The sequence below is a fragment of the Chryseobacterium sp. W4I1 genome (genome assembly GCF_030816115.1).
Classification (GTDB): domain Bacteria; phylum Bacteroidota; class Bacteroidia; order Flavobacteriales; family Weeksellaceae; genus Chryseobacterium.
Genome location: NZ_JAUSXQ010000001.1, coordinates 1,400,773 through 1,425,325 on the forward strand (window position 1 = coordinate 1,400,773; position 24,553 = coordinate 1,425,325).

20 protein-coding genes are annotated in these 24,553 nt (G+C 34.3%); 11 read left to right on the top strand and 9 right to left on the bottom strand.

Features of this window, described 5'->3' with window-relative positions; all coding sequences use genetic code 11:
• Positions 1–220: 220 nt before the first annotated feature.
• The 4 genes from QF044_RS06460 to QF044_RS06475 all read right to left on the bottom strand — a co-directional run bounded on the left by QF044_RS06460 (position 221) and on the right by QF044_RS06475 (position 7,040).
• Positions 221–835, bottom strand: a complete 615-nt coding sequence (locus QF044_RS06460; protein ID WP_307265094.1) for a response regulator transcription factor — start codon at positions 833–835, stop codon at positions 221–223.
• Entirely contained in the window at positions 828–3,839 is a 3,012-nt protein-coding gene (locus QF044_RS06465; protein WP_307265096.1) for a HAMP domain-containing sensor histidine kinase, read from the bottom strand. The genes QF044_RS06460 and QF044_RS06465 overlap by 8 nt, the downstream gene beginning before the upstream one ends.
• Before the next feature lie 320 nt (positions 3,840–4,159).
• Positions 4,160–4,792, bottom strand: a complete 633-nt coding sequence (locus QF044_RS06470; protein WP_307265098.1) for a response regulator transcription factor — start codon at positions 4,790–4,792, stop codon at positions 4,160–4,162.
• A gap of 7 nt (positions 4,793–4,799) precedes the next feature.
• Complete coding sequence (locus QF044_RS06475; RefSeq protein WP_307265100.1) at positions 4,800–7,040, bottom strand: sensor histidine kinase; 2,241 nt, start codon at positions 7,038–7,040, stop codon at positions 4,800–4,802.
• A 377-nt stretch (positions 7,041–7,417) separates the two neighbouring features.
• Between QF044_RS06475 and QF044_RS06480 the strand changes: the two genes are divergently transcribed.
• The 6 genes from QF044_RS06480 to QF044_RS06505 all read left to right on the top strand — a co-directional run bounded on the left by QF044_RS06480 (position 7,418) and on the right by QF044_RS06505 (position 15,212).
• Complete coding sequence (locus tag QF044_RS06480; protein ID WP_307265103.1) at positions 7,418–8,224, top strand: hypothetical protein; 807 nt, start codon at positions 7,418–7,420, stop codon at positions 8,222–8,224.
• Between the two features lie 178 nt (positions 8,225–8,402).
• Positions 8,403–8,891: a hypothetical protein gene (locus QF044_RS06485; RefSeq protein ID WP_307265106.1), complete on the top strand. Its 489-nt coding sequence runs from the start codon at positions 8,403–8,405 to the stop codon at positions 8,889–8,891.
• Between the two features lie 263 nt (positions 8,892–9,154).
• Entirely contained in the window at positions 9,155–10,690 is a 1,536-nt protein-coding gene (locus QF044_RS06490; RefSeq protein ID WP_307265108.1) for a membrane-binding protein, read from the top strand.
• Between the two features lie 1,047 nt (positions 10,691–11,737).
• Entirely contained in the window at positions 11,738–13,429 is a 1,692-nt protein-coding gene (locus QF044_RS06495; protein ID WP_307265112.1) for a HAMP domain-containing sensor histidine kinase, read from the top strand.
• Positions 13,429–14,082, top strand: a complete 654-nt coding sequence (locus QF044_RS06500) for a response regulator transcription factor (protein ID WP_307265115.1) — start codon at positions 13,429–13,431, stop codon at positions 14,080–14,082. Before QF044_RS06495 ends, QF044_RS06500 begins: the two co-directional genes overlap by 1 nt.
• A gap of 614 nt (positions 14,083–14,696) precedes the next feature.
• Complete coding sequence (locus QF044_RS06505) at positions 14,697–15,212, top strand: thermonuclease family protein (RefSeq protein ID WP_307265117.1); 516 nt, start codon at positions 14,697–14,699, stop codon at positions 15,210–15,212.
• An 85-nt stretch (positions 15,213–15,297) separates the two neighbouring features.
• Here the strand turns inward: QF044_RS06505 and QF044_RS06510 are convergent, their stop codons facing one another.
• From QF044_RS06510 to QF044_RS06530, 5 genes are all read right to left on the bottom strand, one after another.
• The gene (locus tag QF044_RS06510; RefSeq protein ID WP_307265119.1) at positions 15,298–15,714 is read right to left on the bottom strand and encodes a hypothetical protein; all 417 of its coding nucleotides are present in this window, start codon (positions 15,712–15,714) and stop codon (positions 15,298–15,300) included.
• A gap of 223 nt (positions 15,715–15,937) precedes the next feature.
• Entirely contained in the window at positions 15,938–17,119 is a 1,182-nt protein-coding gene (locus QF044_RS06515; RefSeq protein ID WP_307265121.1) for an MFS transporter, read from the bottom strand.
• A 359-nt stretch (positions 17,120–17,478) separates the two neighbouring features.
• Positions 17,479–18,090, bottom strand: a complete 612-nt coding sequence (locus tag QF044_RS06520; RefSeq protein ID WP_307265124.1) for a response regulator transcription factor — start codon at positions 18,088–18,090, stop codon at positions 17,479–17,481.
• A 75-nt stretch (positions 18,091–18,165) separates the two neighbouring features.
• Positions 18,166–18,567, bottom strand: a complete 402-nt coding sequence (locus QF044_RS06525) for a hypothetical protein (RefSeq protein ID WP_307265126.1) — start codon at positions 18,565–18,567, stop codon at positions 18,166–18,168.
• A 413-nt stretch (positions 18,568–18,980) separates the two neighbouring features.
• On the bottom strand, positions 18,981–19,628 hold the full coding sequence (locus tag QF044_RS06530; RefSeq protein ID WP_307265129.1) for a DUF1349 domain-containing protein: 648 nt from the start codon (positions 19,626–19,628) through the stop codon (positions 18,981–18,983).
• An 82-nt stretch (positions 19,629–19,710) separates the two neighbouring features.
• On the opposite strand from QF044_RS06530, the gene QF044_RS06535 reads away from it, so the two are divergent.
• The 5 genes from QF044_RS06535 (at position 19,711) to dnaX (ending at position 24,378) form a co-directional block, all read left to right on the top strand.
• Positions 19,711–20,454 carry a response regulator transcription factor gene (locus QF044_RS06535; protein WP_307265132.1) on the top strand — a complete coding sequence of 248 codons (744 nt, stop codon included), beginning with the start codon at positions 19,711–19,713 and terminating at the stop codon, positions 20,452–20,454.
• Between the two features lie 78 nt (positions 20,455–20,532).
• Positions 20,533–20,901: an AraC family transcriptional regulator gene (locus QF044_RS06540; RefSeq protein WP_307265135.1), complete on the top strand. Its 369-nt coding sequence runs from the start codon at positions 20,533–20,535 to the stop codon at positions 20,899–20,901.
• A 392-nt stretch (positions 20,902–21,293) separates the two neighbouring features.
• Positions 21,294–22,550: an aminotransferase class I/II-fold pyridoxal phosphate-dependent enzyme gene (locus QF044_RS06545; protein WP_307265137.1), complete on the top strand. Its 1,257-nt coding sequence runs from the start codon at positions 21,294–21,296 to the stop codon at positions 22,548–22,550.
• 6 nt (positions 22,551–22,556) lie between these two features.
• Positions 22,557–23,195: a TetR/AcrR family transcriptional regulator gene (locus tag QF044_RS06550; protein ID WP_307265138.1), complete on the top strand. Its 639-nt coding sequence runs from the start codon at positions 22,557–22,559 to the stop codon at positions 23,193–23,195.
• A gap of 97 nt (positions 23,196–23,292) precedes the next feature.
• The gene (gene dnaX / locus QF044_RS06555) at positions 23,293–24,378 is read left to right on the top strand and encodes a DNA polymerase III subunit gamma/tau (protein WP_307265140.1); all 1,086 of its coding nucleotides are present in this window, start codon (positions 23,293–23,295) and stop codon (positions 24,376–24,378) included.
• Positions 24,379–24,553: the final 175 nt, after the last annotated feature.

The following is a 24,553-nucleotide window of genomic DNA, read 5'->3' on the forward strand; positions in this document are numbered from 1 at the left end:
ATATTTTCACAATATGCTATACGATTTATTAATTTTGGATTAAATAAAATTTAAAATATTGTTAATTTATTTATACTTTGGTTACGTATTTAGTATATGATTATTAATAATGTAAAAATATAGAAATACTACTACAGAAACCAGAATGTTACGTAGAATAAAATAAAGGATGATGTAGAAAATTTTCTACATAGAGTAGTTGGACAAACTTGGCTGAAGATCAGGCAATATAGGTTTGATAGAGCTTAATTAGGTCTGCTAAATTTTTGGTTTTAAGTTTGTTATGTATTCTTTTCTTATAAGTGCTTATTGTAGGCATCTGGATACCCATTTTGTTTGAGATTTCTAAATTGCCATTACCCTGCACCATTAAAATAAAGATTTCATATTCCCGCACAGATAAATTCTTGATAGAATCAGCGGGAGACTGCTGTAGCAATTGCTGTACGATAGAGGTCGGGTAATAAAAGCCATCGGAAAATATTCTACTCACAGCATCTGAGATCTCCTCAGATTTACTGAGTTTACTGATGTATCCATCGGCGCCTTCTCTTATATATTGTACCGCTATTTCTTCTTCATAGGCTGAAAATATCAGTATTTTTATGGCAGAGTCCAGGGCTTTAATTTCGGAGATCATTTTTTTATTTTTGCTTTCCGGCATATTGATATCCAAAATGACAAGGTCATATGGGCGGGTGGAAATTTTTTCCAGGGTTTCGGGGTAATCTTTAGCTAGGTCTATTGTGATATTTGGAACCCTTGACTCTAAAATCATACTTGTTCCTACCAGTACAATATCGTGATCATCAGCAATGAGAATATTCTTAACCATTTTTTTTGTTTATTAAAATCAGTTTAAAGGAAGTGCCTTTTAATTTGTTCTTTTCGAAGATAATTTTACCTTCTATCATTTGCAGCAGTTGCAATACGAGATGAAGTCCCATTCCATATTTTTGCAGTAATAGCTTTTCATTTTCAATGTTATCCTGAAGTTTTGTGTAATATTCTATTTTCTTTTCATCCATTCCGATACCAGTATCTGTTAGTGATAAGATAATGGTCTCTCCTTCTATATTGCTATCCACAGTTATAGAGCCATTCTTTGTGAATTTTACAGAGTTATCCAACAGGTTGTGGAAAATTGCGGACAATATATTTTTGCTGATCCATACCCACAGTGTCGGGTCAACATTGTTTATAATAATGGTATTATTGGTTTCTGCAATAGCATGAAAAAGCACTTTTTTTTCTTCTATTAGCGTATGTAAAGAATACAGCTCCGTTTTATCAGACCGGTGGTGGGAATAAATATCCGCATATTCCTTTAAGGTAATGGTAAAGTTGTACAGTTGATCTGAGGATTTATAAATAGAACTGAGAACCTTTTCATGATATCCTTCGCTGGAGCTGTTTTTGTTCAAAGCCTCTTTAGCTGTGAGCGCAATAAATTTTATAGGCGTTGTAATATCATGGCTGACGGTTCCAATAAGCTTTTTTTGTTGTTCGACTTCTTTGTGCAGCTGTATTTTTGTTTCTTCAAGCTTTTCTACCGTTTCAGAAAGACTCCTTGTGCGGGAATTGATAATTTCTTCCAGCTCATGATTTTTCTTTTTCAGAAAGCTTATTCTCCATCTTACCAAAAAATACAGAAAGAGTAGAATGCCGGAAGCAATAAGTATTTTGAACCATAAGGTCTGATAAAAATAAGGAGGAATAATAATATTTATTTTTTTATAAATGTATTTTCCTGTATCGGAAACTAATACTCTCACAACAAAACAATGATTTCCATATGTAAGATTCGAAATGGAAAATTTTCCGTCTTTTCCTATCGATTCCCATTTAACATTGGTTGTTCCACTCAGTTTGGCTTCTATAACAAGATTATCAGGATTAGAATAATAAGGAGTATCAATAAATATATCTATACGGTTGGATTCCGGCTTTATATTTAATATCTGATTGAAAAGCCGCTCCTTACCATCAAGCAAGGCTCTTTCTATATGTATGTTTTCAGGATAATAGCTCTTTATTTCTGTAGGATTGAAGAAAACCAAACCATCAAGAGAAGGAAATACGAACTCCCCATTTCCTAATTTATTTCCGCACACATTACTACCGCCATTAAATTCATTGGTCTTAAACCCTGAAACTTTTGAAAATCTGTAATAATTAACCCTCGTTTTTTTATCCTTTACATAACGGAGCAGCTGGCTTTCCCGCACCTTGAAAAGCCCGTTATTGGTAGAGATCCAGAAAAATCCCTTCTGATCTTCCAGGATAGTATGAGAAGAGGAGAGATTATTGTCCGCATCATAAGGCATCTTGATAAGACGGTTGTTTTTCAGCAGATAAAATCCCTTTCCTGAAGTGGTAATCCAGAAATTACCATCCTTGGATTGTATGATGTTGCGGATAGATAATTCGGTATTCGGATGTAAGTTGATGATTTTATTCGTCTTTAATGAGATTTTGTATAAACCTTTCGTTGTGCCGGCCAGCAGATAATCTTTGTCAAATTTCATGAATTTCGTAGGTTCGTCATTAAAGAAAAACCTTTTTTTTACAGTCTTGAACGAAAGGTCATTGTAAACTATAAGAACTCCGCTGTATCCAACGGTTCCGTCCGTTTTTCCAAGAGCTTCAAAAGCATAGTATCTTTTTGCATCGAAAAAGAAGTCTATTAAAATAGTACTCCGTTTGGAAATAATTTTTGCATAAGCTTTCTTTTTCTGATACAGCAGCAGGTCACTTGCTTTGCGGGCAATAATGTTGTCTTCCTGATCATATGCCAAAAAGAATGGAATAATGCTTTTGAAATGCTTATCTTCTACAAGCCCGTCCCGGTTGTATACCTCTCCGTAATTATTGATTACCGATGAGCTGCCATATGGTAAAGTCGCATAAAAGACAGATTCAGGCTTAGAAGGAGGTCTCTGGACAGTAGTAAAATCTGTAAAGCTGACGATCTGCAGGCCATAAGTACTGCTTCCCAGATAAAGTCTTTTATACGTTTTGTCATAATATACACTGATAATATTTTCAGTAATATCATCAAGCTGTACGAGTTTTGATATTTTAAACCGGTTATCTTCATAGTTGCACCGGTAAATGCTGTTGCCGTTGAATATAAAAACCTGATTATTGGCCCTGCTCCAGTAGATTTTACTTTTAGCATCGGTCAATAGCGGCTCATTATAAGAGCTGACTATTTTTCCCCTTTCAATTTTCTGAACTTTTTTTGATTGATTATCAATAAAGAATACGGACTTATCGATCACAAATATTCTGGCAATATTTTTATATTTCGCTTTTATATTCAGATTTTCTTCTGCTTTAGAAAGATTATTAACGTACTTAATGGAGTTTTCCCTTATAAAATAAATACCTTCCTGGCATGGAAAATAAAGGCTCATACCGGGCGATGTGGTATAGATATAATTGGAAGAGTATAAAAAGTAATTGACGTTGTCCCTGAATATATAATCGATATTCCTTTTTGAAGTTTTTGTGACTTTTGGTGATCTTTTGTTGATCAGTAAAGTTTTTCCCGAATCTCCAGTGGTAAAAATACTGTCCTTTTCAGGGTAACCGTAGAAAAATGTAAACCTTTGATTGTTTAGCGGAAGGTTCTTATAAACTACAAACTTCATCCCATCATATCGTACAATTCCGTTTTCAGTGGTCAGCCAGATAAAACCATATCGATCTTTTATAATATCCTTTACACTGTTCTGCGGCAGGCCGTTATCTGTATTATATAACTGAATATTATATTGTTGGCCATAAATAACAGAAAAGATAAAGAAAAGAACAACGGAAGTATATTTTTGCACAAACTTTTTTATTTAATCTTTTGCAAAGTTAGTATCCAATATACAATAGCAATAATAATAAATAACTTTTTTTTCATATTTGATAAAACTAAAAAGCAAAATTATTAAAGAAAATGAAACATGTAGAAAAATAACATCATAACGGTCTCTGAATGAGCTGATAGCTATTCACCAGCATACTTTGTAGGCAAATTAGGGATCTGAAAATAAACTGTAAACAACTTCATAGATTTACGAAACATTACACCAAATTTCTAAAAAAGCATAGGATCAGATAAAAATCTAAAATTAGAATTTTTTATTGTAGTCAGATTATCAGTCTATTGTGTACGAACCAATCCATATTCCATTGCTAATTTTATAGCAGTACTTAAGTTTGAAGTTTTGAATTTTACGATGAGGTTCTTGCGGTGACTTTCTACAGTATGCGGGCTTATGCATAATTTATCTGCAATCTGAATGGTAGTCAGGCCTAAAGATGCTTCCATTAAAATTTCCTTTTCCCTGCGGGTAAGTTTGGGTACTGCATTTAATCCCGATTTTGTTTTCATCTCTACAATTCTTTTGGTTTGATTGCATAAGAATTTCTCACCTGTAAGTATAGTCTGTATCCCTGAAATTATTTCCGAGACCAATGCATTCTTCTGTATATATCCCATTGCACCTTCCTCTAAGGTACTGTTGATAACTGCAAATTCATTGTGTACACTCAAAATCATGATCTGAGTAGCCGGATATTTTTTTAATATAGGTTTGATCAGATCTATGCTGTTGCCATCGGAAAGGTTGATGTCCAGTAGTAAAACATCTAAAATCTGGTTTTCTAATCCTGTAAAAAGCTCACTAGAGGAAGAGTAGCAACCCACTACCGCAAAATTCTCTTGTTGCGAAAGAATGTTTTTTAAGCCTTCCAGCAATAATGGGTGATCATCGGTTATCGCTATTTTAATCATAAACTGTTTATTTTGGAAATTTGATTTCAATACTGGTTCCTATATTGATCTGGGATTCTATTTGCATGGTGCCTCTCAGAAACTCAATACGGGAACGGATATTGTGGAAGCCTGCAGAGTTTGATTGATTCAGTTTGTCGATATCAAATCCTTTTCCGTCGTCTTCCACGATAAGGACATATTCCAGTTCATTTTCAATGACCTGAATAATAATCTGTTCTGCATCAGCATGTTTTAAAGCATTGTTTACCAATTCCTGGATAATCCTGTATACAATCAACTGGCTGTCTAAGGATAATTGATTTGAATAATGTAAAAACTGAACATCAATATCCATATTTGGAGTCGTCATCCGGGAAACATAATCCATTAATGTTTCCTGAAGGCCATATTTCAATAGCAAATCGGGCATTAGATTATGGGCAACACGACGGAGTTCGTCAACCGCTATATCGATCTGTGCCATTGATCTTTCTATGTGTGGCTGATGGTGATCATTAGATTTATCTTTTAATAAAAATAAATTCATCTTCGTTCCGGAGAGTAAACTTCCAAGACCATCGTGAAGATCCCTGGCCATTCTTCCACGTTCTTGCTCCTGACCTTCCAGCATCACCGTGAGGTTGGATATTTTTGAATCCTGTTTTACCTTTTCCATTTCAAGCAGATGTAATTTCTCTTTTTGCTTCATGCCTTTTGCTCTCTGAAAATAGGCATACAATAATAAAATAAGCAGTAAAGAAACAGAAGCTGTCAAACCGATATAGAACCTGTTAATTTTCTCTTTATATCCCACCTGTGTTTTGTAAAGATCCACTTCCTGTTTTCTGTTATAGGATTCCAGCTGTGATAAACGAAGTTCCTGGGCCTTTTTGCTGTTTTCTATTTCGGTAAATTCCAGTTTCCTGAATTGATTCTCTTTCGTCAATTCCAGATTCTCCAATTTCTGGGCCTGCTGTAAACTGTGCCAGCTCATTTCCTTAAGTTGCTGTTCCTGCTTTTCAGACGCTAACTGTAAACGGAGCAACTGCTGCTTTTGTTTCTCCCTTTCATATTGAATCTCCAGTTTTTTACCTAATGCAGCATTTTTCTGATCATAAATTTGTTTAAAGGTTTCCAAATAAGCTTTTTGGTAAAAAATAGCTTCTTTAAAATTATTTTCACTCTGAAATAGCTGTGAGAGATTTTCAAAAATAGACAGCTTGATATTCGGATCAGAGATTTTGTCATATTCTGATTCTGCAAGTGCCGTCATGAGATAATTTTTTGCTTCTTCCTTATTGTTATTCTGTAAAGCTATTTCTGCCAAAATACCATTGGCTGAGGCTACATGGTCGTGATTTCCTGTAGCGGTCCCTTGGGTTTTAGCCAAATTAGCGTAATACAGCACCTTGTCTTTGTAGGATTTAGGGAAATAATTTAGATATAAATTAGCCAGATTGATCGCTACAAAAGAAAGATTGGAAGGGAAGGGCATATGTGCCTTATTCGCCTTGTAAGTCTCTACCGCTTTGATATAATAAGCTTCTGCCTGCTGGATAAAAGCTTTATTGGCGGGAGAGGATTCATAGCGCTTTTCATACATATAGCCCATCGCCATATAAGCATCAAACAAATTCATGGGATCATTCTGCTGAATGGCCATTTCTAATGATAGCTTACTGTATTTTTCCTGCAGTTCGTATTCATTCCAATCGGCGTAGATACTATTTAACTCCCTATATACTGAGGCTTTTCTATTATTTAAACTTTCAGAATAGGGGGCTTTTTCATAAAATGATAAAGCTTTTAAAAAATAGCGAACCGCTTCAGCTTCTTTGTTATTACGGGCACGGATCCAGCCAAGGCCATAGGCCACATAACCATTTGTTTCCTGGTCATAGGTTTTGGTTTCATAGAACTCGGCAGACCTGGAAGCGTTTTCATAGGCTTTTACATCATCCAGTATTCTATAGTTAATGGCAGCGATGATGTATAAATAGGCAGCATATTTTCCGTCAGCTATTTTTTTGGCATAAGCAATATTTTCATTTAAAATTACAAAAGCTTTATCCTCCTGTTTATTAAAAAAAAGAGCCTGTGCATATTTTCCGGTCATCATCAGGCGTTGAGTACTGCCCGGTTTATATTTTTTATATTGCTGTTCCAGATTACTGTGCAGTTCCTGAGCTGATATAAGCTCACCTGTTAAGACAAGACATAAAAAAGGAACGGAGATGAGGAAAAAACGAAAATTTCTTATCAGCATTTTTTAAGGTTGTAATCGCGGCAAAGGTATTACTTTGCTACTTTTCATTGCTTATGATTTCATATTCTATTTTAAAAAGTCTCGGATTTTAGCCATCGAGATGAATCGGGTTTTATTTAGGTTCAAAAATCGTTATTCTTATTAAATATTTCAATCCCTGCTTTCAGCTAATTTGTATTCTTTTCTTCAATTATAAAAAATTAGCTGAAAGCAGGGATTTTATGTGAGAACGGGTTTCTGTAAATTTGCTTACTCTATTTCTGAAAGGCACAAATGATGAAGAAATATATACAGATATAAAAATGATTATAATTACATCAACTGGATTTTTTAATCACAAGATTTGTTTATTTTAAGCAGATCAAAAAAGTAAATTAATGAAGAAGCCAATTATTCTTTTATTATCCCTTATCGCCTTATTTTCCTGTAAAGATAAAACAGATCCAGGCATGCGTAAGGTAAGCCATGATAAAAAAGAAAAACAACTGCATAATAAAAATACAGAACAGAAACCTGTGGCAGTTGAAAAAATAGATGATACTTTTGAAATTCTTATTCCTAGACAATACAGGGACTTTGGAAATGAAAATGATGTAGATAAGCTGAAAGAAAATTGGTTGGATTTATATCTAAAAGATGGAAAATATTACCTAGGCAAAGCTGATTACACTATTGCCAAAGGTTTTTCTGAATGTTCCGGAGATTCTACGAAAATTATTAATTCTAAAAATAATTCCATTTTATTCATGAACAGTCCTCAATTGGCCATTGGTGAAATAAAGACTGTTAACATCAAAAAGAATAAAATATGGCCAAAAGAAAAATTGAAATTTCATTTTGAAAATAAAGAATATACACTGCGTGCAGAAGGGAAAGTACTTTCATCCGAAAAAGTGCACACCGATAATGGAGAGGAAATATACCAGAATGTGAAAAATTACAAACTGTATATATCAACACTTAATTCTCCTGAACAGCTATTTTTAGAGGAAGAATCATTTAATGATACTTTTGTCGAACTCCTTTTTATAGGAGATATTGATAAGGATGGAAAACCAGATTTTATTTTTGGAGCAAACAGAGATTATGAGGAGGAGCGGGTGATTTTGTATCTTTCTTCTAAAGCAGCAAAAGGGAAACTGATTAAAAAAGTATCAGAAGTTTCAATTCAGTTTGATTGTTAAAATGATCACCAATACCATTTACTTTACCACAAGAGAAACAATGAGGAAAACAATTTTTATTTTTTTGTCATTAGGGACCATAATTTCCTGCAAGGAAAAAATACAAAATTCTGAAAACAAAGAAAATCAACAAGCTAATAAATCTCAGCCTATTCGTAATGATTCAATTAATGTTAAATTGAAATCCAGCGATGAATTTTCTTTTATGAAAGTGCAGATGGAAAAACTCCCGGTATTGGAAGCAACCAATTTTGATACTTATGACGAATCATACAGGAAAAAACATCCTTCAGCAAGGGTTTATACCCAATTATCTAATGAACAGGCAGAAAAGCTAGGTCTGCAGGAGTGGTTGAAATCCAGCCAAAATATTTCTGTAAATTACCAGCTGTCATATCCCGGCAACTTCAAAACCTTCGTATTTACTTATCAGGAGGGAGAAATGGAACTTAAAACCGTGATAGTAACATTCGATAATAACTATAAAAAAATTGATGAGCTGCTGGTTGCTTACGATGAAATTGCAGAATCATCAAGGCGGACGGAAAGTAAGCTTTCCAACCATAAAATCCAGGTGCAGGAATATGACGAATCAAGTGGACAATTAGAAACCACAAGCACTTCATACATCATCAACAAAAGCGGAAAATTTGTTATCCAAAAGTAAGCTAAAAACAAAAATTAGCTGAAAGCAGGGATTTTTTGCCACAGTGATTTTCCAGATCTTTGCCACAGTTATTTACTGACAGAAAAACACAAGTGATGAAATTTTCATATCTGTTGGGAAAATATATAAAATGATGATAGAATAAACTGAACCCTTAATGGCGGTAATACTTTGATTATCAGTCGGTTGTTGTAATAAATCACACTTAAATAGCAAATGTAAGCTGTTCTTCAGGCTTTTGCATTGATCTAAAATTTAAAAACATGAAAAGAATATTGATGTCAGCGGTTTTTGCCCTGATCATAAACACCTACGCTAGTGCTCAGGAAAAAATCTATTTTGACGAAAATTGGGAGAAAACAACTCAGGACAAAATGGAATTTTATCGTGAAACGGAAAACAAAGGCAAACTTACTTTAATCAGGGATTTCTATAAAAATGGAAAAATTCAGATGGAAGGTCTTGTGTCTGATGCTACGCCCGGCAGCGAAATCTATGAAGGAAAAATTATCTGGTATACCCCGGAAGGTAAAGTCTTAAGATCAGGAACCTTTTCCGGTGGAAATCCGATAGGACCGGCTCAGACATTTGATGAGAAAGAAAGAATTGTAGAAGATCTGATATACAAAGCAGACGGTACTTTTACGGGTAAAATGTTTAGCTATAAAGATCCGGAACTTTTGTCCTTTTACAACAGTGTTACAATGTATGAACGTCCTGATAATTTAAAAATGACAGTTTATGATGAGGATATCAAAGGTATCCGTTCTGAAATAACAATGGACTCTCAAGGAAAAAGTGAAACTAAATATTACGGCGACAAAGGAAAATATATCGGTGCAAATACTCCGGGCGGTTCCGACGAAAATGTGATGGTAGAATATTACTATAATCCCATGAAAGTTTCCAAAATAGAGAAGCAGAAAAAGAACGGAACGATAGTCGAAAGTGTGATCTACGCCAAAAACGGTAAAATCCTGCAGGAAGAAAAGAAAAATAGAAAAGACGGTTATAAAAAAACGTATGATGAAACAGGCAGGCAAATAGGTAACCTTACCTACATTTATGATAAGGAAATTGATGCCCTTCAACCGCATGACGGTGAAGATTATGAGTTCAATTATGATTTTTCAGGCTTCACTTCTATTAATGTTTATAAAAAAGGAGCTGTGGTTTTGAAGAAGTATTTTGATGAAGATGGAAAGCTGTCTTCCGAACAAGTATTAAAAGATGAGATGACACAGGAGATTACGTATTATCATCCGGACGGAAAACTGAAAGGCACTGTAACTTATAAAGATGATATGCCTTACAATGGTACGCTGTATGAGGGAATTATCGAACAGAATTATAAAGACGGAATTTTAGTGCAGGCCAAGTCTTTCGGGGAAAATGGAAAGTTAAAGACAGAAACAAAGATCAATGCAGATCATACTGTTTATAACGCAACTATTTATGATGAAAATGGAGCTGTTGCATACACCTACAATCAACCGTTTGAACAGTTGAACGGTTTCACTGCCCAGATTGTACAGTATGCGAAAGGAAAACCGACCAATAAAGCAGTTGTAAAAGACGGTGTATTGCAAAGCGGAAAAATAAAATATAAATCCGAATTAGGTTTTAAAGAATTAGAGCGCAGCGGAAAGTGGATCCTTATAAAAATTTATAGCCGTGAAGGAAAACTGATTCAGGATTCTAAAGTAATTGCAGAAATGGAAGAGCAGGATCTTTACTCATCTTTAAACACATCCATCACAGAAGCTGATCTGCAGTACGAATTTTATGAGTCTTTATAGATTGTTTTATTTCGAATCATTACTGAAAATAATGACAAGGTCTGAACAATATTATGATGAATAATAAATTTTTAATCCTATCCATATTTGCATCTCTGACAATTTTAAGTTGTCAGAATAAAAAAAAGAACAGCCAAAAAACGAAATAACCAAAGGAAAACCTAATCATAAAAAAGCCATACAACCACAGGAAGTTAATTTATCACATTTAAATAAAGACGCCAAAGACACTATCATTTTATCTCAAAAACATCATCCAAATTCAATTTCCTGTGATTTGGATGGAGACCCTTTAGCCGATATCGTTAAAATCGTTCAAAACACGGAAATCATAAATTTGGTTTGGAAATAATTTACGGAAAGCACCCAAAGGCGAAGTTTACTTTAATAATGTAAATGAGGATGGGGAAATTATTGGAGAAGAGCAAGTACAGGAAGCCGACAAATCAAACTTTCCAATAACGGAATTTTTATTCATCAGGACGAAGCTTGTGGCGGAGGCCTAATCTATTTGAAAAATGGAAATTTGAATGGATACAACAAGAATAGGTAAATAAGTCATATCAATTACTGGAACAGATTTTAATTTATAAAATATTTGGAATCTGCCTCCTTCATTTCAACCGCAAAGTGCTCTCGCTTTGCGGTTTTTCAGTTAATAATTATAATAATAAAAAAATACACTGAGTAAAAAGCCTTCGTTCTAGCCATAAAAAGTCGAAAAGGTTTAGGCTAAAAATATTTTTTTTTGAGTTATGGAAAAATTAAAATATGATGATTATCATTGTGTTTTTTATTTTTTAAAGAGCGCACTTTCATATTTTTTCACCGCTGATCTTAAAATAGAATGAGAGTCATTAAAATTCTCAACATTTTATATTATAGCTAAAATTATGTTTCTCTGGATTTTATAAGCTATTACTGTTATAACAAGGCAAAAATTACTTTAACTTTGCTAACTGAAAACTAATAACCAACCGACTTAAATAATCAGAAATTAATTTAGCTGATAAAACAGATATGAAAAGTAAATTCTTAAATTTTAAATTGAGGAAGATTGTTCATTACTCAATGATCATATGTATTTTGTTGATACAGATCATTATAGCTGTATTTTTTTATAATGAATTTGTTAATGAGAAGAAACTAAAGTTTATTAAGGATCAATTGGAGCAGAGTAAGGCATTGGGCAAGCTGGCCGACAACTCTAGAAAAGATTTTATGGATGCGCAAAATTATCTTCAGAAATATATGATCAGTCAGGATGACAAAGATCTGAAGTTGTATTTTCAATCCCTTAGAAAGCTTAATAGTAATTTTGATAAGATAAACGAATATGGAGACAGAAATCCTGCACTGAAAAACAGTTTAGCAGAGCAGAAAAAAGATACCCTGAAAATCACAAAATTAAAAACCGTAATAGATTCTGTATACCAGTCCTCTCTGAACCCGCCGGTAAAAATCCAGGATCAGCATTATGAGCTGGAGAAATATGAAAATAAAGACAACTTTGAAGACCTGAATATACAGACCCGTACTTATTCTGATACCATTAAAAAGAAAGGCTTGATGGGACGTTTAAGAGATGCCATATCGGGTAAGGAGAATGTACGGAAGGAAAGTACAGTTATTACTTTATCCAATAAGAAACCTGCTAATATCTCTAAAGTAAAATCCAGGATGGACAGTCTGGTAAAATCGATAGACAAACATTATATCACTGAAGTTAAGAAGATCCAACTATCCACCGCCAGGAACCAAAAGCAAAGTGTGAACTTTTATAGTAATTTCAGTAAATTATTGGTGTATAGTAACGGTTTGATTAATATGTATGAAAATGCTATTAAAGATTTTAAATCAGAATTAGAAAAAGAATATACCAAGCAGAATTCATATAACAGCAGAATCAGAACATATCTGGTACTGGGATTAATGACCCTGATGTTCATTGTATCCGTCCTTATCATGTATTTTACAAGAATTGCCTTCATATATGAGCAGAAGCTCAAAGCTGCAAACAAACAAAATAAAAAGAACCTTAATTTCAAAAACAGAATTCTTGGGATGCTGAGCCACGACATTAGATCACCATTAAAGATTATTAACATTTTTATCGACAAGATCAACAGGTCTACACAAGATGAAACCGTAAAAGGTTATTTAAAGTCCATTAAATTTACCAACAGTACTTTACTGCTGCAATCCAACCAGATCCTAGAATATACAAAAGATCAGGAAGCTGAAAAAAAGCTGATAAAATCTGTTTTTAACCTTAAAGATGAGCTTAATTCTATTGCAACCGCTATTACACCATATATAGAAACCAGAAATAATAAATTCGTGGTAACCGACAGAATACCTGCCGGAACCATTGTAAATTCAGATAATATAAAAATCAATCAGCTGTTTATGAATATTTTGGGTAATGCCAACAAATTCACAGAAAACGGACTGATTAATCTTACGATGTCTACTGAAGCGATTGGTGAAAATAAAATTTCACTTACCACAACAGTAGAAGATACCGGAGTTGGAATTTCCGAGTCTGACTTAGGTAAGATATTTGAGCCTTATTATCAGGGAGTGATATCTGATGAGGTAGATAATCTTGGCGCAGGATTGGGGCTAAGTTTATGTAAAGAAATTGTAGAGCTCTTTAATGGAAAAATAGAGGTTTCAAGCACACAGTATAAAGGAACAAAAATAACTTTCATGATCAATTTAAATATCAATGCATAATGGAAACAAAGGTTGAAAATAAGGAAATCGTATTCCTTTTAGCAGATGACCATAGCATCGTAAGACAGGGGATTGAGATCATCATCAGTGATATTGTACCTAATTCTAAGGTGTTTCAGACTTCTTCCTTACAGCAGATCGAGGAACTGGTAAAATTAAATCATATACAGATAGCGATCATTGATGCCCATTTTCCGGATGGAAACAGTCTTCACTTTTTACCACTCATAAAAGCCGCTAATCCGGATATTAAAATTTTAATTTTTTCTGGTCTTGAAGAAGATCTGTATGTCCTTAAATTTATTAAAGCCGGTGCCAACGGGTACCTGAGCAAATTAAGTGAAGAGGAAGAAATAAAACAAGCGCTCTTAAGTTTCATAGAAAAAGGCGAATATTTTTCTGAACTTTCAAGGAATTTAATGGTTCAGTTTGTTAACAATCCGGATCTGATCAATCCTCTGACCCGTTTGACTAAACGAGAATTCCAGATTGCAGAAATGTATGCAGAAGGATATGGAAACCTCGAAATTGCCAATCACCTGGATATAAAACAAAATACCGTAAGCACTATCAAGAAAAACATATTTGAAAAGTTGCAGATTGAAAATCTTGTTGAACTAATCGATCTCATCAAAACCCATCATAAAATATAGAATTTTTTAAAGTCTGTGCTTTTATTTTAAAGCAGGTTGGAGGAAAAAATCTACACTCTTATCGATATATATCTATGCCATTTGTGAATCATTTCATTGGGAATGTTGTTACTTTGTATCAGTAAAAAGAACACAAATTAAAAAAGCATGTCAATTAAGATTATTTTTTAATTCATATGTATATAAATAGTTATAATTGTTAAAATTATAATTGTAGAAAACACAAATGATGAAAAATTATACCGAGTGTATGAATGACCTTTAGCCGACTTTTTGAAAGCCTTAAAAAAACACAAATTAATATAAAAAAGTAGGACCATTCAGGTTATTTGATACAAAAAAAGAGAAGGCAAAAGCCTTCTTTTTTTATTTTTAAAGCTATTGCTGTTCTTCTTATATTCTGTCCGTTTCCATAAGTTGTTAATCATGGCCATAATCGAATTGCCTGTCTGTCAGTTTAATAATTTCTTCTCTATATTTTCTAAGCTTTTCCCATTTAATTTATTCTATAAATAATGATCGGAAATGAGTGAGAATTTTAATTTAAAGGTTTTACAGTCACAATTTTTTTCTGTCTGGTACAGGGTTTCCGAAATAAATACTAATTTCGCATCATGAGAATACTTCTTTATGCATTGATATGCTTCCCCCTTTCATTTTTCTCACAAAAGAAGGTAAAAGTAGTTGGGATTTCAGATGGAGACACCATCACGGTTTTATTAGACGGTAATATCCAGCAGAAACTCCGGCTTGCAGAAGTGGACTGTCCAGAAAACCGTCAGCCATTTGGAAAGAATGCCAAAAAGTTTACATCAGATAAAGTTTTTGGTAAGCAGATTACGTTTACGGAAACTAATAAAGACCGCTACGGACGCTCGGTAGCAAAAGTCTATTATGATAAAGGAAAATATCTTTCGGCAGAAATTATAAAGGCAGGCTATGGCTGGTGGTATTATTCCTATTCTAAGGATATCTCTCTTGGGAAAATGCAGGATACGGCGAAAATCCAGAAGCTGGGCTTATGGCAGGACAAAAAAGCGGTTTCGCCATGGGATTTTCGTAAGGAGCAGCGGGAAAATGCTAAAAAGAAACGCCTTGAAAAGCAGTTGCAGCAACAAATGGCCATTTAATATCATTCATTTTAAGAGGAAATGTAATACAAAACAAAACCGCTGAACAAAAGTCAGCGGTTTCTTATAATAAAAGTAATAATAATTAGGATTCCGTCTTTACCAATTCGTAATTAGACGTTGCAGGCTCTTTTCCAAACAGACACGAGAATATATTTTGAAACTCATGTATGTATTTGCATCGTATCGAGTTTCCATAAATTTTAAGGCCCTCGAGGATCTTTTTCGAGCTCAGATCGAAGTCATACTTGATGAACGTTTCCGGTCTTTCATAACGGATTCTCTGCTCTGAACTGTAAGTGCGTAAAAATCCAAATTTCTCAAGCCATTCTTCTGTTATCTGGATAGGTTTGATAGAGTCTGCGGGCACTGAAATACTTTGGGTATCATTTTCAATTTTCACCAAATACTCATGGTTGTCCCCCTGAAAAATTTCAGTGATTGTGTAAATCTTTTTTTTGTACTCAACTAAGTTTTTAATTTTAAGATCTGCTGCGTTCATAATATTTTGAATTTAGAAAGGTGAATGGTACTGTAACTGTTGCAAATATTATGCCCGGCATTGTAGAATATAAACTGCAGTTTTGAATTTTTTATTAATATTTTAACATAATTATATAATTATCTGTTAAAATGCTGTGTAATTGACTTCAAATGGCCTAAATCTGAAATATAATGTGGTATGTGTGTGGTATGTAATGCTTGTTAAATTAAGTTATTATTTTTTAATCTCTGTTTTTAGCAGCAAGTGCAAAGGATATTCCTATGGCAAATAGAAGGAAGAGTATAAAAATAGTCCAAGAAAAGGCATGAAGCAGATATCCTGTACCACTTCCCAGAATGCTGGATCCGAAATAGTAAAAAAGCCAGTAGATAGACGTAGCTGAAGATTTTCCCTGTTTGGCATGTATAGCTGTCATCTGGCTGGCCATCGTATGGGCTGCAAAGAAAGAAAGGGTAAAAATACCAAGACCAAAAATAACAATATAAATATTCTCCGACAGCAGCAGTATCGCTCCTGATAACATAAAAAGAACGGAACCTTTGAGGATCATATTACTACTGAATCTTTTGGACAACCTGCTTGTGATCATCGTACCGAATACTCCAAAGATGTACATTAAAAATATAAAAGCGATCACAAAATGACTCAATGAAAAAGGCTGAGCTTCCAGCCTGAAGGTGAGATAATTGTATACACTTACAAAACTCCCCATCAAAAGTGCAGCAATAAAGTACAAACGCAGCATATAAGGATCTGTAAAGAAGCTTCGCATCTGTTTTAGTTTCAGGGAATAATCTGTTTTCTGAGGGTGGAAAAATTTAGATCTGGGAAATAGTTTCCAGAAAATAAGACCTAAAATAAGACTTTCTATCCCGATGATGAGAACAGCATTCCGCCATCCGAATTCTCCCGCTAAAATTGTGGCCAGTATTCTTCCACTCATCCCGCCAATCGTATTTCCGCTGAGATACATGCTGATTGCAAGTCCAACCACAGATAAATGTACTTCTTCTGTAAGATAAGCAAGCGCAACAGCGGAAACCCCCGATACTACAAAACCTTTCAGTATTCCTGTAGCAATCAGCATACTTAAACTTGGAATCCACGCAGAAATGATGGTAAGTATGGCTGAAGATACCAGAGAAAATGTCATCAGGCTTTTTCTTGAATAACTGTCTGCTTTAAAGGCAAAAAAGAGTAGTCCTGCAGCCATCCCTATAGTGGTGGAGGATACCAGAAGCGAGCTGTCACCTGCAGTCGTCCTGAAATATTCTGCAACCGTAGGAAGCATCGGCTGAAAAAGATAAAGCTGTGCAAATACAGAAAGTCCTGAAAAAAAAATACAAAGTTTGATATACCGGAAACGTAGGCTTCCTTTTTCTGCTTTTTCGGATAGATCCATGATTTTAGGCTTAAAAAATGCCGTGTCTTATAGAATTTAAAGTCCAGTAAAGATCATCATATTTTTTCACTCCTGAAAATGCTTTAGTCAATAAGATGTATTGGCAAAACCAATCAGTGGTGCATTCTGCTGATGTAATTCTTTAGAGGATAATCATAAAACACAGGATGAATAATTAAAAATGAAGAAAGAAGATTATCTCTTTGAAGCCTTACTTTTTCCATTACTTTTATAATTGTATCTAAAAATTAAGGTAGTAATTTCTAAGGGAACTTTCTGAGCTAATGATAATAACGGAACCGGATGTTTGTTTCGACATGCCAGTTCCAATTTTAAAACATTTATTGGTGTTGGTTCGCTTAGTGAATCATCTCATGAACCCTGATAAGCTCTGCAATATTGGAGATATTAAGTTTTTTGAAAACCCTTTTTTTATAAGTACTTACGGTGGACATCTGAATATCCAGTTGGTTAGCAATTTCAAGATTCCCGTTTCCGTTGGCTAATAATTTAAATATCTCATATTCTCTTGATGAGAGCTTTTCTGCCGGATTGCTTTTTTTATTCTGAATAATAAGCCCGATGAGTTCATTAGGATAATAATATCCCTTTTCCATAACCGACCTTACTGCCTCATGGATCTCCTCCTCACTGCTCTGCTTGTTGAGATAGCCTTCTGCACCTTCTCTGATATACTGTATCGCAACATCTCGTTCATAATCTGAAAATATAAGAATTTTCAAATTTTCATGTATATTTTTAAGTTCAGAAATCATTTTTTTATACTGTGTTCCCGGCATATCAATATCCAGAAGCAGGAGATCATAATGGTGATCGGTAAGGTGATTTTTCACCTGCTCATAGTTTTCTGCAAAATCTATTCTGATTTTTGGATAAGCGGACTCTAATACTAAAGCAGTTCCTGCTCTTACAACATAGTGGCCATCAGCGATTAATATTCTTTCATTCATATAAATTGGGCTTTAATAAGAGTTTTTTCAATAGTTCCTTCAGGATCGGGGGATGTGAAACTCCTAACAAATAAATCATAAATATCCTCTAAGCTTCCTTTTAAAATGAGGACTTTCAAGTTCAGAATTATTTAATAGATTGGTATTTTCATTGGTTGTTTCACAGATATTTCCGTTTCTGGTAGGGCGGTTATTATAATGAGTTTTATTTTTAATGGTGTTAAATGTTGTTTTGATAGCCAATGTCCTTACACACAAAGTAACCTCACAATAGAATTTGTTTTCTGAAAGGTTAAAAACCGGATATTTTTCCTTTACAATTTTTAAGACGGTCTGGATTATGTCATCAGTGTCCCTGACAATAGACGTTGCATGCCAATGCAGGGATCTGTTGTCTGTAAAAGAATACGCAGAAGTGTGACGCTGTTCGTAAATGTTCGGAAACAAAATTACCAAAAACAAAGTCCAGGCTTTCATATACATATAAATGATCTATGCTCCTGTTTGATTAGGACAGGAATTTATTAATAATAGTCATTCTACAAGCCGAAGTTTTTTTAAGGATGAGAGTTACTGAATATAATTTTTTTTATTAAATATTTTGAGGTTGTGTTTTATTGATGGTTTCGTTTTGGCTGTAAAATTAGCAATTTTATGTGCAACAATTATAAAAATGAGCTATAATTTTAGCAAAATTTTGTCTGCTTAACAAACACTATCAATGTAAGTTTCAATATTATAATTCTGTATATTGTGATATACGTAAGCTTTACTTCATTTAAGTTTGATGATTTATCTTTTACAGGAAAATAATCATTATTTAAACAAAAAAACCTCCCAAAAGGGAGGCGAATAAAAATTGACTGTATATTGAATAAAAAATTCAACCGTTATTGATTGTTTTCAAGCCATTTCAGCCTTCTTTGGTCAGGAAGATGCTTTACTTTGAAGTCATTAAAAACGGCTGTAAAACCATTTCCGTCCGGACATGCTGCCATTAAGCCCACCATTACCGGAGTGTTGTCCTGAAGATAAGCATTGCGCATCATGATATAATTTTTATCATCAAAAGAATAAAAGACTTCAACTGCATCCAGTCTTCTTACTGCCTTTATCCATACTGCGGACGGTATTTTATCAAGAGTAATAACACTCCAGTCACTTGTTCCATGGGTAACCACCGTGCTAAGGTTATATTTTCCGTCTACGAATTCAATACCGGCCTTTATATAATTTTCCTTATCCGTTCTTAGCATAAGTCCCATCTGGTCAAATCTTGCTTTATAATTTCCGGTGATTTTTACTTTGGCCTCGAATTCCCCTCCATAGGTCGTATAATAAAAAGGAGCATCATCTACCGTAAATCCGTAATGGGAAATTCTCCAGTAATCACTTTGTGGTGTAACAGTCATGGATAGGCTGTTATTCTTCACCTCCCATTTTTCAGGTTCATTGAACCAAGTCATCTTTTCCAATGTCTGTGCGCAGGTTTTCTGAATCATAAAAATAGAACAGAAGCTTAAAATCAATCTTTTCATTCTCTTTAGCTGGGCGTAAATTATTATTTTAGCAAAACTAAAATATAACCCGTATTCTGCCAATACTGATAAATAACCATTTATGGAGATCATAAACAAACTAAACAGCCGGCTTCTGGATAAAACATCAAAAAAATGCCTTTTGGATATAGAAATATATAAGCAAAGAGCGTTGATGTATGCACAGATGGAAGGCGCAGTGTCAGTATTAAGTGATATGCAGGCAGACAAAAGTTATGTGTACAAATCAGGGACTGCAATTGAGCTTGGTTTAAGTATGGAAAAAAATCCTGCAGAAATTAATTCTATTTGGGAAGAGGAGATTATTAAAAAAATACATCCGGACGACAGACTTAAAAAATACATTCATGAACTGAGATTTTACGAACTGATGGACTCACTGAATGCAGAGAGTAGGGCAGACTACACTGTCCTTTCAAAGATCAGGATGAAAGATAAAAATAATGAGTACAGGCTGGTAAAGCACCGCATGTTTTATATTTATTCTCCCGACAACGGAAAACTGAGATTTGCATTGTGCCTGTATCAAATGACACTCGATCAGAGCCGGCAGCCAGTTTCAGACTTTATGATTATTAACGCCGTTAAAGGAGAAATTATCGTGAAGGATAAATTGGATTATCAGAATATTCTTTCAGGAAGGGAACTTGAGGTTTTAAAATATATTGGAGAAGGCTACGCAAGTAAGGAAATAGCAGAATTTCTATCAATAAGTATCAATACAGTAAGCAGGCATCGCCAGAATATTCTTGAAAAACTGAAAGTGAAAAACTCTGTCCAGGCATTTAAAGACAGTTTTCATTAATAGTCAACATCCGCTAAGTTCACCATATTTTTTTTATTCTTATATTTAATTTTATACATTAAAATTTTACTGTAATAAATGATGAAAAGAAGTGAAGAAATTACCAGCCAGTATTTTGCTTTTCTGGAAAAACACATTCAGGATGTAATTTCCGGAGCCGTTCCTGAATTTATGGAACTGAATGAAATTGCTGTACAGCTTGCAGTTTCTCACAAGCATCTTACAGATACAGTGAAAAAAGAAAAAGAGCAGCATCCATGTTATTTCTATGATCAGAAAATTATCAATGAAGCCAAGACTATGATTATTGGCTCGGACCGCTCCATCGCAGAAATTGCAAGAATCTTTACCTATGATCCATCAAACTTTTCCAAGTTCTTTAAGAAAATGACAGGTATCACACCAGGCGAATTTAGAAAACTCGGTACTGACGGACAAAATAACTGAAATTGATAATATGAAAAAATGATGTATAGCATTTATCTTATTCTCAGTTTTCAGAGTATTCAAAGATCCTGAACTGACCTTTAAAAAAATAATAATTTAGAAATGAGACAATTGTAAATGCATTTGTCTTTTTTTTGTGATTTATTTATTGATAGTGATTTATTGTTGTCTTTTTTTGTTAATTTTAAATTTAATAAAAAAAATTAACTGACCATTAAAACGTGCAATAGATGTATTGATAAGAGAGATAATTTAATTGTTAGATTATAGAATTAAAGTCATATATGGTATATAATATTTAATAAACTATATAGATTTTTAAGCTTTAAATAATTATATATTTGTTTCTTCAAACAACTAAAATAAAACAACTAACACAAACAACATTAAGGATGAGTATTGATTTTACAACAGCAACTTTTAAAGATTTTGAGAACATTGCAGATTATGATATTGCTCAAAGAGCGGATTATTTTTATGAATTTCTAGACCATATGAAGTCCAGAGGCCACATGAATTACAGACTTAAAAATACCTCAGGTAGCAATGCCACATTACATATAGATATTGCAAACCAGAATAAAAACTATGTAAGTTTTGTCTCAAGTGATTATTTAGGATTTACCCAGCACCCAAAAGTAAAAGAGGCAGCTATTGAAGGAATTGAAAAATACGGAACAGGAACAGGAGCGTCACCCCTTATCGGAGGATATTTTGATTATCATAATGCTATAGAAAAAAAGATCGCTGATTTTTTTGGAAGAGATGAAGAGGAAGTCATATTGTTTACTACAGGATATGCAGCTAATAGTGCTACTTTACAGATCTTAATGCAGAAGGAAGATATTGCTATTTTAGACATGGGAGTACATGCCAGTGTACATGAAGGATGTGCTTTTACAAATAAAAAAACATTTCCGCACAATAATTTGGAAGCTTTGGAACATGTTTTGAAGGTATGTGAGAATACGTACCGTACAAAGCTTGTTATCCTAGATGGAGTTTATTCTCAGGAAGGTGACACCTCACGAGCTAAAGAAATATATGATCTTGTAAAAAAATATAATGCCTATCTTATGGTAGATGACGCGCATGGTGTCGGAGTGATGGGAGCAACCGGAAGAGGAGCTCTTGAGGATGATGGTTTATTAGATAAGGTAGATTTTATAACAGGAACATGCAGCAAAACCTTTGGCAACTTGGGAGGTTATGTTATCGCTAATAAAAAAATAACATCATTCCTTAAATTCCAGTCAAGACAGCATATTTTCTCAGTAACAGCACCTCCTTCTTCCTTCGGAATTTTAAAAGCAATTGATTTGATTGATGAAGAGCCTTTCTGGAAAGATAAGCTATGGGATAATATTAATTATTTTAAAAAGGGACTTAATGATTTAGGTTTAGATACCGGCATTACCTGTTCAGCTATTATTCCAGTGAAAATAGGAGATCAGAATAAAATGTGGGATATTGGCAGAATATTGCTTGAGGAAGGGGTCTATACAAACCCTATTATGTATCCTGCAGTAGCCAGAAAAGATGCACGTATCAGAATGACTGTAACAGCTCGACACGAAAAAGAACATTTAGACAAAACACTGAATGTTTTTGATGATATTAATAAAAAATTGCATATTGCAAAAAAATAATAAATTATGCCCAGAAAAGTAGTGCAAGGCCCCATTAGGGACAAAGAAAAAACAAAACAAAAACTGCTTGCAGCAGTTGGAAAAATTTTGAGAGTAAAAGGATATTCAGGTTTGAAAGTCAGTAAGATTGCGGCAGTAGCCGGGTTTGACAAGAAGCTTATCTATGAATACTTTGGAAGTACAGATAAACTTATTGACGAATATATAAAATCTCAGGACTACTGGAGCAAATTCAGCCCGGATATTGAAGAAGAAGTACAGGTTGGAAAAGGTAAAGAAGCCTTAACGCAAGGTATTCTTATGCAGTTTGAAAGTCTGAAGAAAAATAAAGAACTACAAAAAATTATCCTTTGGGAACTTTCTGAAAGCAAACCAATACTTAAAAATATACTGAAGCAAAGAGAAGATGTTGCGGCTAACTTATTTGAAAATGTAACGGATCCCTATTTCGGAGAAAACGCTACTAATGTAAGAGCAATGTTGGCCCTAATAGCAGCAGGAGTTTACTACCTGAACTTATTCCCTGCATACAATGGAACAGAATTCTGTGGTATTGATATGAGAACAGATGAAGGAAGAAGTGAGATTCAAAAAGTAATTGTTGAAATTATAGACCATTACTACAAAACAAAAAAGGCAGAATAATGATTAAAAGTTTTCCAATTTTACCGAAAATCAGTTTTTGTTGATATTTGAAAACTTTTAATTTTCAGATTAAAACTATATTTCTTATTTTTGACCAATGGAAAATTTTATCGTATCTGCAAGAAAATATCGTCCCCAGCAGTTTGACACTGTTGTAGGGCAGTCTCATATTACAGATACGCTAGAACACGCTATTGGTGAAAATCAGCTGGCTCAGGCCTTACTTTTCTGTGGTCCAAGAGGTGTGGGTAAAACTACATGTGCCAGAATTCTGGCCAGAAAGATCAATGAAAAAGACGGCTCTGTTTCAGAAGACGGCTTCGCCTACAACATCTATGAACTGGATGCGGCGTCCAACAATTCCGTGGATGATATCAGAGAACTGATAGATCAGGTCCGCTTTGCGCCTCAGGTAGGTAAATATAAAGTATATATTATCGATGAGGTGCACATGCTGTCTTCTGCAGCTTTCAATGCTTTTCTGAAAACACTTGAAGAGCCGCCGGCACATGCCATCTTTATTTTGGCAACTACAGAGAAGCACAAAATAATTCCCACTATATTATCACGGTGTCAGATTTATGACTTCAAGAGAATCGTCATTGAAGATATTCAAGGACATTTAAGAAACATCGCTCAGAAAGAAAATATCCAGTATGAAGACGATGCTTTATATCTGATCGCTCAGAAAGCAGATGGAGCCTTAAGAGATGCACTTTCTATTTTCGACAGGCTTTCCACCTTTTCCCAGAAAAACATCACCCTGGCCAAGGCTGCCGAAGTGCTCAATATTCTGGACTACGACCAATATCTCAATATTGTGGATCTGGCCAAAGAAAACAAAATTCCCGAAGTACTTTTTGCTTTTAATGATATTGTAAAAAAGGGATTTGACCCCCATATTTTTATTGCAGGATTAGGAAACCATTTCAGAGATCTCATGATGGCCCAGAATGCAAGGACTGTAGAGCTTATTGAAGTCGGGGAGAGGACCAAGGTGAAATTTGTAGAGCAAAGCCAGAAATGGAATGCCCAGCAGCTCATCGATGGTATCGAGATCTGCAACCATGCGGATATCAATTATAAGAATTCCAAAAATCCAAGACTTACAGTAGAAATTGCATTGATGCAGCTGTCTTCCCTGACAGCTAATTTAGGCGATACTAAAAAAAAAAGTTCTTAATACTAGCCCCGTTTCTCAGTGAGAAACAGGAAATAAAGATCCCCGAAAAAGCTCCGGAGAAAAAAGAACCCATAGCAGAAAAACCTGCTCATCAGCCTGAACCCAATCAGGAAATAACTGTAAAGACTACCAAGCCATTATCAAGACAGGGAATATCTTCCGGTTTCAGCATCAA